The sequence below is a fragment of the Pantoea sp. AN62 genome, assembly GCF_050432985.1.
Taxonomy (GTDB): Bacteria; Pseudomonadota; Gammaproteobacteria; order Enterobacterales; family Enterobacteriaceae; genus Pantoea; species Pantoea brenneri.
On record NZ_JBNPYB010000004.1, the window covers coordinates 62306 to 78702 of the forward strand.

Consider the following 16397-nt stretch of genomic DNA (forward strand, 5'->3'; position numbering starts at 1 on the left):
TTCACTTTTTTCCCGCCAGCCGCACGCGTAGCTGACCCTTCAGGCTTCGGTTTGTTTTACACTTTAGCGCTCAACAATGATTGAAAGATAACGACGCGCCTAAGGAAAGCATGGAAATCTTTTTTACTATTCTCATCATGACGCTGGTGGTGTCGCTCTCTGGCGTCGCTGCCCGTATTTTGCCCTTTCAGATCCCGCTGCCGCTGGTGCAGATCGCCGCTGGCGCACTGCTGGCCTGGCCCACTTTTGGTCTGCATGTAGATTTTGACCCGGAACTGTTTCTGGTGCTGTTTATCCCGCCGCTGCTGTTTGCTGACGGCTGGAAAACGCCAATCAGCGAGTTCCTGCATCATGGTCGCGAGATTATTGGCTTAGCGCTGGCGCTGGTATTGATTACCGTGGTCGGCATTGGCTATCTGATCTACTGGATGGTGCCCGGCATTCCGCTGATCCCGGCCTTTGCGCTGGCGGCGGTGCTGTCTCCGACCGATGCCGTGGCGCTCTCCGGGATTGTCGGCGAAGGGCGTATCCCGAAGAAAATCATGTCGATTGTGCAGGGCGAAGCCCTGATGAACGACGCGTCAGGTCTGGTGTCGCTGAAATTCGCCGTCGCCGTCGCGATGGGCACCATGGTATTTACCTGGGGCGGTGCCAGCGTCGAATTCCTGAAAGTGGCGATTGGTGGTCTGATCGCCGGTGTGGCGGTCTGCTGGCTGTACGGTAAATCGCTGCGCATACTCAGCCGCTGGAGCGGTGACGATCCGGCCACCCAGACCGTGCTGCTGCTGCTGCTGCCGTTCGCCTCTTACCTGATTGCGGAACACCTCGGCGTATCGGGTATCCTGGCGGCCGTCGCGGCGGGGATGACCATCACCCGTTCCGGCATTATCCGTCAGGCACCGCTGGCGATGCGTTTGCGCGCCAATAGCGTCTGGCAGATGCTGGAGTTCGTGTTCAACGGCATGGTGTTCCTGATGCTGGGCCTGCAGCTGCCGGACATTCTGCAAACCTCGGTGGATCAGGCTAATGCCGATCCAAACGTTGAGCTGTGGATGCTGTTCGCCGATATCGGGCTGGTCTATCTGGCGCTGATGCTGGTGCGTTTTGGCTGGCTGTTTATCATGCAGCGCTTCAGCAAACGTCTGCTGAAGAAGAAGCCGCTGGAGTTCTCCAACTACTCGCTGCGTGAACTGCTGATCGCTTCCTTTGCCGGCGTCCGCGGGGCGATTACCCTCGCTGGTGTGCTGTCGATTCCGCTGTTCCTCAGCAACGGTGATCCGTTCCCGGCGCGTTATGAGCTGGTGTTTATCGCCACCGGGGTGATCCTGTTCTCGCTGCTGGTCGGAGTGGTGATCCTGCCGATTCTGCTGCGCGGTATTGATACCATTGATAAAGGTGCGCATCGTCGTGAGCTGCAAAATGCCCGCGCAGTAATGGCCAGCGTGGCGATTGAGAGCCTGCATAAGATGGAAGCGCGACTGGAAAAAGAGTCGGACCAGAACATCGATCCCGAACTGCTGAAAGAGGTGAGTCTGCGGGTGATCGGCAACTTACGCCGCCGCGCTGAAGGGAAAAATGACCTTGAGCACGCGCTGTTCGCTGAGAACCTGGAGCGCCGCTTCCGCCTGACCGGCCTGCGTGCCGAACGGGCCGAGGTCTACCATCTGCGCGCGACCCAGCAGATCTCCAATGAGACGATGCAGAAACTGCTGCACGATCTCGACCTGCTTGAAGCATTACTGATCGAAAAAGAAGAGTAAGCCTCTGCCGGCACGCTGCACCGCCAGTGCAGCGTGCCGCCGGTTCAGACCGACAGGCGCGGTGCCTGGTCTGGCCAGTGTTCGCGGCAGCAGGCGATCCACGCCTGAGCGCTGCGCGACAGATAGTTACCTTCACGCCAGATCAAACCCAGACTCCACTTCAGCTCCGATTCCAGCGGTAGCCACAGCAACGACTGTTTATCCAGCCGCTGACAGATTGGCTCCGGCAGAATCGCCAGCCCCATTTCCGCCTGCACCATCGCCGCCAGAAAATCCCACTGGCCGCTGCGTACCGCTACCGTTGGCGTCAGGTTCTGTCGCTGGAACGCCTGCATCAACTGCCGGTTCAGTGAAAACTCCTCATTAAAAATCAGCAGCGGATGCTGCGCCAGTTCGGCCAGCCCAATCTGGCTGCGACTCAGCCACTCCGGCCGGCGCGGCAGCAGCACGCACAGCGGGTGATGCATCAGCGGTAGGGTATTCAGCGGCAGCTCCGCATCAACCGGCAGCGCCGTCAGAGCAATATCAAGGCTGCCGGCCAGCACCGCCTGCTGCACGGTCAGGCCGCCGAACTCAGAAATTTTCAGCTTCACGCCAGGATAACGACGGCGAAAGGCGGAGATCGATCCGGCAATCTGCATACCGACCATCGGCGGAATGCCGAGCCGCAGTTCTCCGGTCTTCAGCTGGTTAATATCGCCGATCTCCGCCTCAAGTTGATGGAATTCCTGCAGAATCGCCACGCCACGCTGATAGACCGCCTGGCCGCTGTCGGTCAGGTGCAGGCGACGGCCATCACGCAGGATCAGGGTACAGCCCAGTTCTTCCTCCAGCTGGCGTAACATCTTGCTGATGGTCGGCTGGGTGACGAACAGTTTTTGCGCCGCGCGGGTGAAACTCTGCTGGCGTACCACTTCGGTAAAGTAACGCAGGGCACGAACGTCCATAACTATTCCTTTTCGGCATGATTCCAATAATATTAATTCATTTTTTTCACCTTCTGTCGGCGATTTATACTGTCCTCCTGAATTTAATCGGGGAGAAAAGGCGATGGCATTCGCAATCAGTTCACGCAGACCCAGCCGGCTGCAATGGCTCAGCCTGCCGCTCCAGCTGGGGTTATATATCGGCGTCTTTGTCGCCTGCGAGCAACTGGTCAACTGGCTGCACCTGCCGCTGCCCGCCAATATTGTCGGCATGGTGCTGATGCTGGTGCTCATCGTCACCCGGATAGTGCCGCTGAGCTGGGTTAAAGCGGGCTCCCGCTGGTTACTGGCCGAGATGCTGCTGTTCTTTATTCCGGCGGTGGTGGCGGTGGTGAACTACGGCGACCTGCTGCGGGTGGACGGCTGGCGCATCTGCGTGGTGATTGGCGTCAGTACGATGCTGGTGCTGGCCTCGACGGCGCTGGTGGTTGATCGACTCTACCGCTATGAAATCGCGCGCGCTGCGCGTAAGCAGGCCGGCGATGCGTGATCTGATAATCAGCCTGTTGTGCGTGGTGGTGACGCTGCTGGTCTACGCACTGAATAAACGGCTTTATCGCCGCTGGCGCACGCTGCTGCTGATGCCGCTGGTCATGACGCCGGTGGTGCTGGTGGCGCTGCTGCTGCTGACTCACATCAGCTGGCAGGACTACATTGCCGAAAATCACTGGTTACTCTGGCTGCTGGGTCCGGCGACGCTGGCGTTTGCGGTGCCGGTGTATGAGAACGTGGCAATCATCAAACGCCACTGGCTGTCGCTCAGCGCTGGGGTGCTCACCGCCACGGTGGTCGCGGTGTGCAGCTCAGTATGGCTGGCGCGTCTGTTAACGCTGCCGGAGTCGATTCAGCGCAGCCTGGCGGTGCGCTCCATTACCACGCCGTTTGCGCTGGCGGCGGCCGGGCCGATTGGTGGCCAGCCAGATCTGGTGGCGCTGTTCGTGGTGATCACCGGCGTGTTTGGCATGGCGGTCGGCGATGTGCTGTTTCTGCGGATCGCGATTAAGCAGGGCGTGGCAAAAGGGGCAGGATTAGGTGCCGCCTCGCACGGTGCCGGTACGGCACGCGCCTATCAGATGGGCCCACAGGAGGGTGTGGTGGCCAGCCTGGTGATGATGCTGTCCGGCGTTGTTACCGTGGTACTGGCCCCGCTGATTGGCCACCTGATGTGGGCGATACCGGCGTAACCGGCGCGTCGTGCTGCCAGCCGTGGCGCGACACCGGACCGGTGACACGTATTTTTACGTAAAGCTTGCTAAATAATGTTGTCTCCGCGTTTCAGACTGTTAACCTTGCGGCCGAATTAATTGTCCTTCACGGAGTGGAATCATGTTTAAGCAACTTGTTACCGGGAGCGCACTTGGCCTCGTTTTACTGAGCGGTGCCGCTCAGGCAATCGAAGGCAGTGTTGACGTCAGCGAGCACAACACCAACCTGAATGTGGGTCTCGGCACCACAACCCCTGGCCTGTTTCTGAAAGGCAACTGGCTGCGCAGCGACCATGACGGCAGCACCTACGGTGCCGGTCTGGGTTACAACGTTGACTTCGGACCTCTGCGTCTGGCGCCGACCGCAAAAGCGATCTTCACCCATCCTGAAGATGGAAAAGATGGATTTGCGGTGGCGCTGGGTGGCGCAGCGCAATACAACTTCAACAGCATGTGGGGTCTGTATGGCGAATATTATTACGCGCCAGAATCCTTCACCGATCAGCTCGACAGCTACCAGGAAGCGGGCGGTGGCCTGAGCTTCACCCCGATTTCACTGCTTAACCTGCGCGTCGGTTATCAGTACATCGAGCTGAACAACAAAGATGGCCGTAAAGATAACGTGCTGGTCGACGGTCCGTACGTCGGCGCATCGCTGCGCTTCTGATTCTGCCGATCCAGAAAAAAGGGCGGTACCCTGTGGGGTGCCGCCCTTTTTTTATCTCGCGCTTAGCTGAAAACTAATGCGCTCTGCCCTGGTCGATGCCGGAGCCGGTCTGCGAACGGATAAACTGCATCCGGAAGCGTGAACGCTCCTCCGCGCCCTGCTGCGAATGATCGGTAACCGAGAACAGCCAGGTGCCGATAAACGCAATCGCCATGGAGAACAGCGCCGGATACTCGTACGGATAGATTGGCTTAGCATGACCCAGCACCTGTACCCAGACCGTCGGGCCGAGGATCATCAGCACCACGGCGGTAATCAGCCCCAGCCAGCCACCGACCATCGCGCCGCGCGTGGTCAGCTTTGACCAGTACATCGACAGCAGAATGATCGGGAAGTTACAGCTGGCGGCAATCGAGAAGGCCAGTCCGACCATGAATGCGATGTTCTGCTTCTCAAACAGAATGCCCAGCGCAATCGCCACCACACCTAATACCAGCACGGTGATTTTAGAGACCCGCAGCTCATCACGTTCGCTTGCCTGACCTTTACGGTAGACGCTGGCGTAGAGGTCATGCGAGACCGCCGAGGCACCGGCCAGCGTTAAGCCCGCTACCACCGCCAGAATGGTGGCAAAGGCCACCGCCGAAATAAAGCCGAGGAAGGTACTGCCACCCACCGCGTTAGCCAGATGTACCGCTGCCATATTGGTGCCGCCAATCAGCGCGCCGCTGGCATCTTTAAAGGCCGGATTCGCGCCAACCAGCAAGATCGCACCGAAGCCGATAATAAAGGTCAGGAAGTAGAAGTAGCCCATAAAGCCGGTGGCCCAGAACACGCTTTTACGCGCCTCTTTGGCATCGGCCACGGTAAAGAAGCGCATCAGAATATGCGGCAGACCAGCGGTACCAAACATCAATCCCAGCCCGAGTGACAGTGCCGAAATCGGATCTTTTACCAGCCCGCCCGGTTGCATAATCGCGATCCCTTTCGGGTGGACCGCCATCGCTTCGGTAAACAGCGTGTTGAAGCTAAAGCCGGTGGTCTTCATGACCATCACCGCCATAAAGGTGGCACCAAACAGCAGCAGCACTGCCTTGATAATCTGTACCCAGGTGGTGGCGAGCATGCCGCCAAACAGCACATACATCACCATCAGAATGCCGACCAGCACCACCGCTACGTGATAGTTGAGGCCAAACAGCAGCTGAATCAGTTTACCGGCACCGACCATCTGGGCAATCAGATAGAGCGCCACCACCACCAGTGAGCCGCAGGCGGAGAGGGTACGGATCGGTTTCTGCTTCAGCCGATACGAGGCGACGTCGGCGAAGGTGTAGCGGCCCAGATTACGCAGCCGTTCGGCGATCAGGAACAGAATCATCGGCCAGCCGACTAAAAAGCCGAGCGAGTAGATCAGCCCGTCATAACCGGAGGTGTAAACCAGCGCCGAGATGCCAAGGAACGAGGCGGCAGACATAAAGTCGCCCGCCATCGCCAGCCCATTCTGGAAGCCGGTAATATTGCCGCCAGCGGTGTAGTAGTCGCTGCGCGAACGGGTGCGCTTAGACGCCCAGTAGGTAATGCCCAGCGTGGCCCCGACGAAAATCACAAACATGACGATCGCCTGATAGTTAACCGCCTGACGCTGCACTGCGCCGGTAATCGCATCGGCGGCCAGCGCCGAAAACGGCAGCAGCGCCGCCAGCATCCATAAGCAGAGACGTATCATGATTTCACCTCGCTCAGGATCGCTTTGGTCAGCCGGTCAAACTCGCCGTTGGCACGCCAGACGTAAATGCCGGTCAGCACAAACGACATCACGATCAGTCCGACACCGATGGGAATACCGCGGGTGACGTTGGTTCCCGGATGCAGCGGTGTGCCGAGCCAGCCTGGCGCAAAGGCGATCAGCAGGATAAAACCGACATACAGCACCAGCATAATCAGCGACAGCAGCGTGGCGAACGCCTGGCGCTTACGGACTAATTCATGAAAGCGGGGATTACGTTCAATCTGTTGGTAGATTGCATCCTGTTTCGAAAGGGCGTCATTCATCACATTTTCTCCAGAGGTCTTGCAGGCGTAAACCTCACGCCAGGGCGCGGGTTCGGCTGGTAATTTTATTTGTGACTACAGAAACATACTGCGTAGGGCGGGCATGGCGGGAAATGATCTTCCCGCCGGATAAGGTGCGCTTAAGGCATTTTGATCGACTGTTTCTCCTCAAGCAGTTTTTCCACTACGCCAGGATCGGCGAGGGTGGAGGTATCGCCGAGATTGCTGGTATCGCCGGTGGCGATTTTGCGCAGAATACGACGCATGATCTTGCCGGAGCGGGTTTTCGGCAGCGAGTCGGTCCAGTGCAGCACATCCGGGGTGGCAATCGGGCCGATCTCTTTACGTACCCAGTTACGCACTTCGGTATAGAGTTCGGGCGACGGCTCCTCACCGTGGTTCAGGGTGATGTAAGCATAAATCGCCTGGCCCTTGATGCTGTGCGGAATGCCGACCACTGCGGCTTCAGCAATTTTCGGATGTGACACCAGCGCCGACTCAATCTCGGCGGTGCCAAGACGGTGGCCGGAGACGTTGAGCACGTCATCCACACGGCCGGTGATCCAGTAATAGCCATCCTCATCACGACGCGCACCGTCGCCGCTGAAGTAGACATTTTTAAAGGTAGAGAAGTAGGTCTGCTCAAAGCGATCGTGGTCGCCATACAGCGTACGGGCCTGACCCGGCCAGGATTCGGTGATCACCAGATTGCCTTCACAGGCGCCTTGCTGCGGCTGGCCTTCATTATCCACCAGCGCCGGTTGTACCCCGAAGAACGGTTTAGTGGCCGATCCCGCTTTGAGTTCGGTCGCACCCGGCAGCGGGGTGATCATGAAGCCGCCGGTTTCAGTCTGCCACCAGGTATCGACGATTGGGCAGCGGCTGTTGCCGATTTTCTTGTAGTACCACTCCCAGGCTTCCGGGTTAATCGGTTCACCGACTGACCCCATGATGCGCAGGCTGCTACGGTCGGTTCCCTGGATCGCTTTATCACCTTCAGCCATCAGGGCGCGGATCGCGGTAGGGGCGGTATAGAGCAGCGTCACCTTATGTTTATCCACCACTTCCGCCATGCGGCTCGGCGTTGGCCAGTTCGGCACCCCTTCAAACATCAGGGTAGTCGCGCCACAGGCCAGCGGACCGTATAGCAGGTAGCTGTGGCCGGTGATCCAGCCGACGTCGGCGGTACACCAGTAGACGTCGTCCTGATGGTAATCGAAGACAAATTTAAAAGTGGTCGCCGCGTAGACCAGATAACCGCCGGTGGTGTGCAACACCCCTTTCGGCTTACCGGTCGAGCCGGAGGTATAAAGGATAAAGAGCGGATCTTCCGCTCCGACTTCGGCCGGAGAATGGTTGGTGCTGGCATTCAGCATCAGCTCATGCCACCAGCGGTCGCGACCTTCGATCCAGCCGATATCGTTGCCGGTACGCTGGAACACCACCACGTTTTTCACGCTGGTGACGTTAGGATTTTTTAACGCATCATCGACATTTTTCTTCAGCGGGATGCTGCGTCCGGCACGGACACCTTCATCGGCGGTAATCACCAGCGAAGCGCTGGAATCGACGATCCTGCCGGCCACGGCTTCCGGCGAAAAACCACCAAAAATTACCGAATGGACGGCACCGATACGCGCACAGGCCAGCATCGCCACGGCGGCTTCCGGCACCATCGGCATATAGATCGCCACCACATCGCCTTTCTTCACCTTGAGCAATTCCAGCACGTTGGCGAAGCGACAGACTTCAGCATGCAGCTGGCGGAAGGTCAGGGTTTTGCTCTCACTGGCGTCGTCGCCTTCCCAGATAATCGCCGGGTGGTCGCCGCGGGTCTGCAAATGCCGGTCAAGGCAGTTTGCCGCCAGATTGAGCGTGCCATCTTCGTACCAGCGAATGTCAATGTTGCCCGGCGCAAACGAGCAGTTTTTCACTTTGCTGTAGGGCTTGATCCAGTCGAGGATTTTGCCCTGTTCGCCCCAGAACGTATCCGGATCAGCGACAGATTGCTGATACATCGTCTGATACTGTTCAGCGGTGATCAGCGTGTTTGCTGCAATATTCTCTGGAACGGGATGTTTATGTATTTGGCTCATGGCGGATCTCCTTGAAGTTGTTAATGATATGTCAATCAATGGTTAATTGAAGCCCGCGCTGAGGCTTTGTTTCTTTTTTGCGCCGTAGATCACGCCCTCAACACCGCGCGCGATAAAGGGCTGATGAAGCGGCAATTGGTGATAAGTCCCTGCTGGCAATAAGGAATAAAGGTGTAACTTTTTGTGTTCAGGCGTGTTTAAAAAGCGAGCAAACGCGTCGGGTGAGTTTTTGCGCAATTCTGCATAGCTATGCGTTAATTCATCGAACTAATACTTTTCATAACAGCAGGTTAGGGATTTACGGCTGGCGCAGCATTTTATGCTACTTAGATGGTGAACTTTTAAACGAAGACGCCAAGGGTTGCATTTACCACAGCGAAAATGGTACTTATCTCGCCCCTGTTCTGCAGGTATCAACTCAGACCGCGTCTGAAAATGGGTATGGGAATCATCAGATTTTCGTGCGAGGCGCTGTCTCCAAACACCCTCTAATTTACCGGGCTTTTTGCTCACTTCCCTGTGTGTATTGTCTTCTGCACCTTCGCAGTAGAGAGAAACGGGTTTTGACTGAGGAAATTACGCGTTATGAAAGGTTTTAAAATCAGCCTGGCCTGGCAGATTCTGATAGCCCTGGTGCTTGGCATCGTTGTGGGTGCCGTGCTGCATAATCAGCCAGACAATCGTGAATGGTTAGTCACCAATATTCTCAGCCCGGCGGGCGACATCTTTATCCACCTGATTAAGATGATTGTGGTACCGATCGTGATCTCATCACTGATCGTCGGGATTGCCGGCGTCGGCGATGCCAAAAAGTTGGGACGCATCGGCGTCAAAACGATTCTCTACTTTGAAGTGATCACCACCCTTGCCATTGTGGTCGGGATTACCCTGGCCAACGTATTTCAACCCGGCACCGGCATCGATATGTCAACGCTGGCAACGGTGGACATCTCTAAATATGAAGCCACCACGGCGGAAGTGCAGGGCGGTCCGCACAGCCTGGTCGCCACCATTCTGTCGCTGATCCCGCAGAACATTTTCGCCTCGATGGTGAAAGGTGACATGCTGCCGATTATCTTCTTCTCGGTGCTGTTTGGCTTAGGCCTGTCATCTCTGCCGTCAGAACAGCGCGATCCGTTGGTGAATCTGTTCCGTGGCATCTCTGAAACCATGTTCAAAGTGACGCACATGATCATGCGCTATGCGCCGGTCGGTGTGTTCGCCCTGATTGCCGTCACCATCGCTAACTTCGGCTTCGCCTCGCTGTGGCCGCTGGCTAAGCTGGTGCTGCTGGTCTATGCGGCGATTCTGTTCTTCGCCTTTGTGGTGCTGGGTGGCGTTGCGCGCTTCTGTAAGCTGCGTATCACCACGCTGATGCGTATCCTCAAAGATGAGCTGATTCTCTCTTACTCCACCTCCAGCTCAGAGACGGTATTGCCACGCATCATGCAGAAGATGGAAGCCTACGGCGCGCCGAAAGCAATCACCAGCTTCGTGGTGCCGACCGGTTATTCGTTTAACCTTGATGGCTCAACCCTGTATCAGAGTATCGCCGCCATCTTTATCGCCCAGCTGTATGGCATCGATCTGTCGCTGAGCGACGAGATTATCCTGGTGCTGACGCTGATGGTGACCTCGAAAGGCATTGCTGGCGTGCCAGGCGTCTCCTTCGTGGTGCTGCTGGCGACGCTGGGCAGCGTCGGTATTCCGCTGGAAGGGCTGGCATTCATCGCCGGAGTTGACCGTATAATGGACATGGCGCGTACTGCCCTGAACGTCATTGGTAACGCTCTGGCGGTGCTGGTCATCGCCCGCTGGGAAAACCAGTTCGACGCCGAACAGGCGAAAGAGTATGAACTGCAACTGCGCACTCAGACCGCGAGTTAATCGCACTGCTTAATAAAAAAGGCTCAACGAAAGTTGGGCCTTTTTTGTTTCCGGCAAATGACTGTGACCGGTTCAACCGCACACCTTACCTGACACCTGACACCTGACACCTGACCTTGTCTCTTTTCAAAAGCGACACAAAAGTCCGCGGGAAGAGCAGGTTCACCCGAAGAGTAAAGCGTCCCACGCCAGGGAAGGCGTGGGCCGAGCGTCAGGGATGACGAATGCGTCTTTACGATCGGGTGAATCTTCTCTGCCCCTGCATCCGGCGTGAAGCACGCGCGTTCCTGGCACGATCGGCTGAATCTTCTCTGCCCCTGCACCTTGCATGAAGCACACGCGTCCTGGCACGATCGGGTGAATCTTCTCTGCCCCTGCACCCGGCGTGAAGCACGCACGCTTCTGGCTCACACCTTCAGGGTCAGATGCATCACTAAATCCCATCACCCAACCTGAAGCGAACACCCGCCAGCCAGAATCCCCGCTTTATTTGATCCCTCTTCGCATCCATGCAAAAAAGATCTCACCGATGAATTAATCATTCGTTATGATGAGTCATATATTGAATAATTTATTCCTATGCGGAGCCTGTTATGAAAATTGACCTCAGCCAGATGATCACCGAAGGCCGTAATCCTGCCAGTCAGAACATCGACGAGCTATCGACCGAAGCGATGTTGCGCGTCATTAATGACGAGGATAAGAAGGTGGCGCTGGCGGTTGAAGCGATTGTCCCGCAGATAGCCGAAGCGGTTGATGCTATCAGCGCTGCGTTTCAGGCCGGTGGACGCCTGATCTATTGCGGTGCAGGAACGTCCGGGCGACTGGGTATTCTGGATGCCAGCGAGTGTCCGCCCACCTTTGGTACGCCGCGGGAACAGGTGGTAGGACTGATCGCCGGTGGCCATCGGGCGATTCTACAGGCGGTGGAAAATGCCGAAGATAACCGGGCACAGGGCGCGCAGGATCTGCGGGATATCAACTTCAGCCGCGAGGATGTGCTGGTCGGCATCGCAGCCAGCGGCCGCACGCCTTACGTCCTTGGCGCGCTGGAGTATGCCGGTCAGCTCGGTGCTACCACCGTCGCCCTGACCTGTAACCCCGGCAGTCCGATGTCTCAGGCCGCAGCGATTGCCCTGACGCCGGTCGTGGGGCCAGAAGTGGTCACCGGCTCGTCACGCATGAAAGCGGGTACCGCCCAGAAGCTGGTGCTTAACATGCTGACCACCGGGGCGATGATCCGCAGCGGTAAAGTCTACGGCAACCTGATGGTGGATGTTGAAGCGACCAATCAGAAGCTGGTCCAGCGCCAGGTGAACATCGTCAGGCAGGCTACCGATTGCGATGACGCCACCGCCAGTGCCGCACTGAGCGCCTGCGGCGGCCACTGCAAAACGGCCATCCTGATGGTGCTGGCCGGACTGACCGCTGATGAAGCGCAGACGCTACTCGCACAACATCAGGGCTTTATTCGTCAGGCGCTGCAGGCAGCGGGAGCACGCTGATGGCGAAAATTACCGACGCACTATTACGCGACATTCTGCAGGCGGTCGGCGGGGGGCAAAATATCGCCAACTGCGGCAACTGCATGACGCGGCTGCGGCTGACGCTCAATCAGCCCGAACGGGTTGATCTCACCCGGCTGAAAAGCCTGCCGGGCGTGCTGGGAGTGATCGACAGTGATGCCCAGTTGCAGATTGTGCTCGGCCCCGGCAAAGCGCAGACCGCAGCAGAGGGGATGCAGTCCTTACTGGCACAGGGTGAAGCACCGGCGCTCAGCGAGCTGGCCGCGCAGCACAAGCAACAGATGAAGGCAAAACAGACCAGCGGCCTGCATCAGTTTCTGTCGCGCTTCGCCACTATATTTACCCCACTCATTCCCGGCTTTATCGGCGCAGGCTTACTGCTGGGATTTGCCACTCTGCTTGAACAGAGCCTGCACCTGAATGCGCCGGGCGAGCATGCGCCCTGGCTGCTGCACAGCGTGGCGTACATGAAGGTGTTCGGCAAAGGACTGTTCACCTTCCTCAGCATCCTGATCGGCTATAACGCCCAGAAAGCCTTTGGCGGCAGCGGGGTGAATGGCGCGATCATCGCCTCACTGTTTGTTCTCGGCTACGTCCCGACCGCCACGGTCGGCTACTACAGCGGGATGGAAAGCTTTTTCGGCCTGACTATCGACCCGCGCGGCAATATTATCGGCGTGCTGCTGGCGGCCATTATCGGGGCGTGGATTGAAAAGCAGATCCGCAAAATCATCCCGGATAATCTGGATATGATCCTCACCTCGATGTTTACCCTGCTGATCACCGGTGCGATTACTTACCTGCTGATCATGCCGCTGGGTGGCGAACTGTTTAAAGGCATGTCCTGGTTGTTCATCCACCTGAATAACAACCCCTTTGGCTGTGCGCTGCTGGCCGGACTGTTCCTGATCGCGGTGATGTTTGGCATTCATCAGGGCTTTATTCCGGTCTACTTCGCGCTGATGGAAACCCAGGGCTTCAACTCACTGTTTCCGATTCTGGCGATGGCCGGTGCAGGCCAGGTTGGCGCTTCGCTGGCGCTGTGGTGTAAGGCAGAAAAAGGGGCGCTGCTGCGGGCGCAAATCAAAGGTGCGATTGTGCCGGGGCTGCTCGGGGTGGGCGAACCGCTGATTTACGGCGTCACGCTGCCGCGACTCAAGCCGTTTATCACCGCCTGTGGCGGCGGGGCGCTGGGCGGTTTCTTTATCGGCCTGGTGGCGTGGCTGGGCTTACCGATCGGCATGAATACCGTGTTTGGCCCGTCGGGACTGGTGACGCTGCCGCTAATGACCTCCAGCCAGGGCATTTTTGCTGGCATGGCGGTCTATCTGGCCGGACTGATGGTGGCCTGGGTCGGCGGCTTTTTCCTCACCTGGTGGTTTGGCACCCGCAATGTCGATCTCAGCTGACGCCAGCGTAATGCAGCCATTCTCCAGTGGCGCTAACGAATGACATGACGGAAAAATGTGAAAGCCGCTGCAAAGCGGCTTTTTTATTGCCACTAATTTAACGGAAACGCTAAAGAGAGTAGGAAAGCATGCCGAAAACATAAAAAAAGGTAATCGTTATTTATTTGCCCAACGCTTCCACGCTGACAACATCACCCCAGCGTGCAGGATAATGGGTCTTCAAGGACTTTTGAGATGCGTAATAACCAGCCCGTTTCCCAGCGTGAATATCTGTTCGACGATCACGCGACCCTGATGTCGACTACCGATCTCAACAGTTACATCACCTATGCTAACGATGCGTTTATTGAGGCGAGCGGCTTCTCTACCGAAGAGATCAACGGCCAGCCACACAATATGGTGCGTCACCCGGATATGCCGGCAGAAGCCTTTGCCGATATGTGGGCCACGCTGAAACAGGGCGAACCCTGGACAGCACTGGTGAAAAACCGCCGTAAAAATGGCGATCATTACTGGGTACGCGCCAATGCCATACCGGTGGTGCGCGACGGGAAGGTGCAGGGCTATATGTCGGTGCGCACCAAACCGGGCGCGGAAGAAGTACGTCAGGCGGAGGCGCTGTATCAGGATTTTCAGGCAGGGCGCACGAAAGGACGACGCTTTTATAAAGGCCTGGTGGTGCGCAGCGGCTGGCGGCGACCTGCTTCTATCCTGAAAACGCTGCCGCTTCGCTGGCGTATCCGCAGCACCCTGTTGACCTTACTGCCGCTGTCGGTGGCGGGCGTCTGGGCCGCAGGCGTCACGCCGGCGGCACTGGGCGGCTTCACGGTGGGGATGACGGCACTGCTGACGCTGGCCAGCCTGTGGCTGGAGCAGCAGATCTCACGGCCTATCGAGCGGATGTGCAAACAGGCGCTGAGCGTGGCGACCGGTGCCAGCCATAAAGTTGATCAGATGGATCGGGTTGATGAAGTCGGCGTCACGCTGCGCGCCATCGGCCAGCTCGGGTTAATGTTCCGCTGGCTGGTGGATGATGTCAGCGGACAGGCGATAAACGTACTCAGCGCCAGCGACGCCATCGCCCGCAGTAACAACGAGCTGAGTCGCCGCACCGAGCAGGCGGCCGCTAACGTACAGCAAACCGCCGCCACCATGAATGAGATGACCGCGACGGTGAAAAGCAACACCGAAACCGCCCATGAAGTGAATACCCTGTCGTCAGATACCAGCAGCGCGGCGATGAAAGGCGGCGACGTAATGAAAGAGATGATGGAGATGATGGGCGAAATTGCTGACAGTTCAAAGCGCATCGCCAACATCACCAGCGTGATCGACGGTATTGCTTTCCAGACCAATATTCTGGCGCTTAACGCGGCGGTTGAAGCAGCGCGGGCGGGCGAGCAGGGCAAGGGGTTTGCAGTGGTGGCAGGTGAAGTCCGCAGCCTGGCGCAGCGTAGCGCCAAAGCCGCCAGTGAGATTAAAATGCTGGTAGAGACCAGCGCCAGCCGGGTCAGTTCCGGCAATCAGCACGCCAGCGCAGCGGGCCGCACCATGCAGGATATCGTCTCGCAGGTGCAGAACGTCACCACGCTGATTGCACAGATCAGTGCGGCCACCGCTGAACAGGCTACGGCGCTGAGCGAAGTCAGTAGCGCGGTAGAAGATCTGGATGACATCACCCACCAGAACGCTGCCCGGGTAGCCGAAAGCGCCGAAGCATCCGGCCGCATGACGCATCAGGCCAACCGCCTGGTGGAAGCGATCAGCGTATTTCGCTAAGAGGCCAGCGCCTGGCTGCTGTCGCGTCCGGCACGCAGCGCGCCAGGTGACTGACCGACAATGCGCTTAAAGGCGCGACTAAAAGCCGCAATTGAGCCGTAGCCGAGATGAAAGGCGACGGCTTCCACCGCCTCACCGTTATTCACAATGCGCTGCACCGCCAGCCGCATCCGCAGCTCGGTCAGATAACGCAGCGGCGTCATGCCGGTGGCGTTAAGAAAGCGCTCGGCAAATACCGAACGTGAGCAGCCCGCCACGCGGGCCAGCCGCGCCACCGTCCAGTTCTCGCCCGGTTCGCGGTGCATGGCGGCAATTGCCTGACTGAGCCGCGGATCGCGCATCGCCTGTACCAGTCCGCTGCTTTTACCGCAGCCATTCTCCACCCAGCCACGCACAATCAGCGCCGCTACCACATCCGCCAGACGCGAAAGGATGCCAGCGAAGCCCGCCTGCCGGGTACGCGACTCGCGTTCCATCGCCTCCAGAATCGGCCGGATCTCCGGGTACTGCGACAGCAGGGTACTCACCAGCATCACATCCGGCATGGTATTAATCAGCGGCTGCATGCCGCCGAGTTCAAACGCCATACAGGCGCTGAACAACAGCACGCTGTGTTCGTCGTCACAGGCATCGGCCGGGGCGGTGATGGCGCAGACGCTGTCGCAGATCGGTTTGCTCGCCATATTGGCGACACACTGACACTCCACCTCTTCGCTGGAGATCAGGCTGTGCGGTTTGCCATGCGGCACTAACAGCGCATCGCCACTGTTAAGCTGAAACACCTCGCCTGAGGCGCTGCGCACCTGCAACGTGCCGCGTCCGACAAAGTGAAACTGTGCCCGTCCTGGCGCGTTATCAAAGCGCAATCCGAACGGGGCGCTGACGGCGATGCGCTGATAGTTAACCCCATACAGCCGCATTCCCATCAGCAGTTCACTGGTCAGGTCTTCATAATGGCTCATACGATTCCAGACGAATTATCAGAAATGACGGTGTAAGCATCATAGATCGTCTTGCGGCTGCCCAC

General features: G+C 57.8%; 13 protein-coding genes. 8 read left to right on the forward strand and 5 right to left on the reverse strand.

Annotation, left to right across the window (positions count from 1 at the left end):
- Positions 1-110 precede the first annotated feature (110 nt).
- A complete protein-coding gene (locus FHW04_RS06165; protein WP_089561281.1) occupies positions 111-1760 on the forward strand; it encodes a Na+/H+ antiporter in 1650 nt (549 codons plus the stop codon).
- A gap of 44 nt (positions 1761-1804) precedes the next feature.
- Here the strand turns inward: FHW04_RS06165 and FHW04_RS06170 are convergent, their stop codons facing one another.
- Positions 1805-2707, reverse strand: coding sequence for a LysR family transcriptional regulator (locus FHW04_RS06170; protein ID WP_031375499.1), 903 nt, complete (start codon positions 2705-2707; stop codon positions 1805-1807).
- A 103-nt stretch (positions 2708-2810) separates the two neighbouring features.
- Here FHW04_RS06170 and FHW04_RS06175 point away from each other — a divergent pair, with 103 nt between their 5' ends.
- From FHW04_RS06175 to FHW04_RS06185, 3 genes are all read left to right on the forward strand, one after another.
- Positions 2811-3236, forward strand: a complete 426-nt coding sequence (locus FHW04_RS06175) for a CidA/LrgA family protein (protein WP_031375498.1) — start codon at positions 2811-2813, stop codon at positions 3234-3236.
- A complete protein-coding gene (locus FHW04_RS06180) occupies positions 3229-3930 on the forward strand; it encodes an LrgB family protein (RefSeq protein ID WP_031375497.1) in 702 nt (233 codons plus the stop codon). The genes FHW04_RS06175 and FHW04_RS06180 overlap by 8 nt, the downstream gene beginning before the upstream one ends.
- 142 nt (positions 3931-4072) lie before the next feature.
- Positions 4073-4618, forward strand: coding sequence for a YfaZ family outer membrane protein (locus FHW04_RS06185; protein WP_031375496.1), 546 nt, complete (start codon positions 4073-4075; stop codon positions 4616-4618).
- A 73-nt stretch (positions 4619-4691) separates the two neighbouring features.
- On the opposite strand, the gene actP is transcribed toward FHW04_RS06185, so the two are convergent.
- From actP to acs, 3 genes are all read right to left on the reverse strand, one after another.
- On the reverse strand, positions 4692-6347 hold the full coding sequence (actP, locus tag FHW04_RS06190; protein WP_031375495.1) for a cation/acetate symporter ActP: 1656 nt from the start codon (positions 6345-6347) through the stop codon (positions 4692-4694).
- Complete coding sequence (locus tag FHW04_RS06195) at positions 6344-6673, reverse strand: DUF485 domain-containing protein (RefSeq protein WP_069729448.1); 330 nt, start codon at positions 6671-6673, stop codon at positions 6344-6346. The genes actP and FHW04_RS06195 overlap by 4 nt, the downstream gene beginning before the upstream one ends.
- Before the next feature lie 140 nt (positions 6674-6813).
- Entirely contained in the window at positions 6814-8769 is a 1956-nt protein-coding gene (gene acs, locus FHW04_RS06200; RefSeq protein WP_031375493.1) for an acetate--CoA ligase, read from the reverse strand.
- Positions 8770-9354: 585 nt separating this feature from the next.
- On the opposite strand from acs, the gene gltP reads away from it, so the two are divergent.
- The 4 genes from gltP (at position 9355) to FHW04_RS06220 (ending at position 15370) form a co-directional block, all read left to right on the forward strand.
- A complete protein-coding gene (gltP, locus tag FHW04_RS06205; protein WP_031375492.1) occupies positions 9355-10656 on the forward strand; it encodes a glutamate/aspartate:proton symporter GltP in 1302 nt (433 codons plus the stop codon).
- Positions 10657-11249: 593 nt separating this feature from the next.
- A complete protein-coding gene (gene murQ, locus FHW04_RS06210) occupies positions 11250-12161 on the forward strand; it encodes an N-acetylmuramic acid 6-phosphate etherase (protein ID WP_031375491.1) in 912 nt (303 codons plus the stop codon).
- Positions 12161-13591, forward strand: a complete 1431-nt coding sequence (gene murP / locus FHW04_RS06215; protein WP_069728762.1) for a PTS N-acetylmuramic acid transporter subunit IIBC — start codon at positions 12161-12163, stop codon at positions 13589-13591. The genes murQ and murP overlap by 1 nt, the downstream gene beginning before the upstream one ends.
- 234 nt (positions 13592-13825) lie before the next feature.
- The gene (locus FHW04_RS06220) at positions 13826-15370 is read left to right on the forward strand and encodes a methyl-accepting chemotaxis protein (protein WP_031375489.1); all 1545 of its coding nucleotides are present in this window, start codon (positions 13826-13828) and stop codon (positions 15368-15370) included.
- Here the strand turns inward: FHW04_RS06220 and FHW04_RS06225 are convergent.
- Positions 15367-16332, reverse strand: coding sequence for an AraC family transcriptional regulator (locus FHW04_RS06225; RefSeq protein ID WP_069728763.1), 966 nt, complete (start codon positions 16330-16332; stop codon positions 15367-15369). The two genes, FHW04_RS06220 and FHW04_RS06225, sit on opposite strands and share 4 nt — an antisense overlap.
- Positions 16333-16397 lie beyond the last annotated feature (65 nt).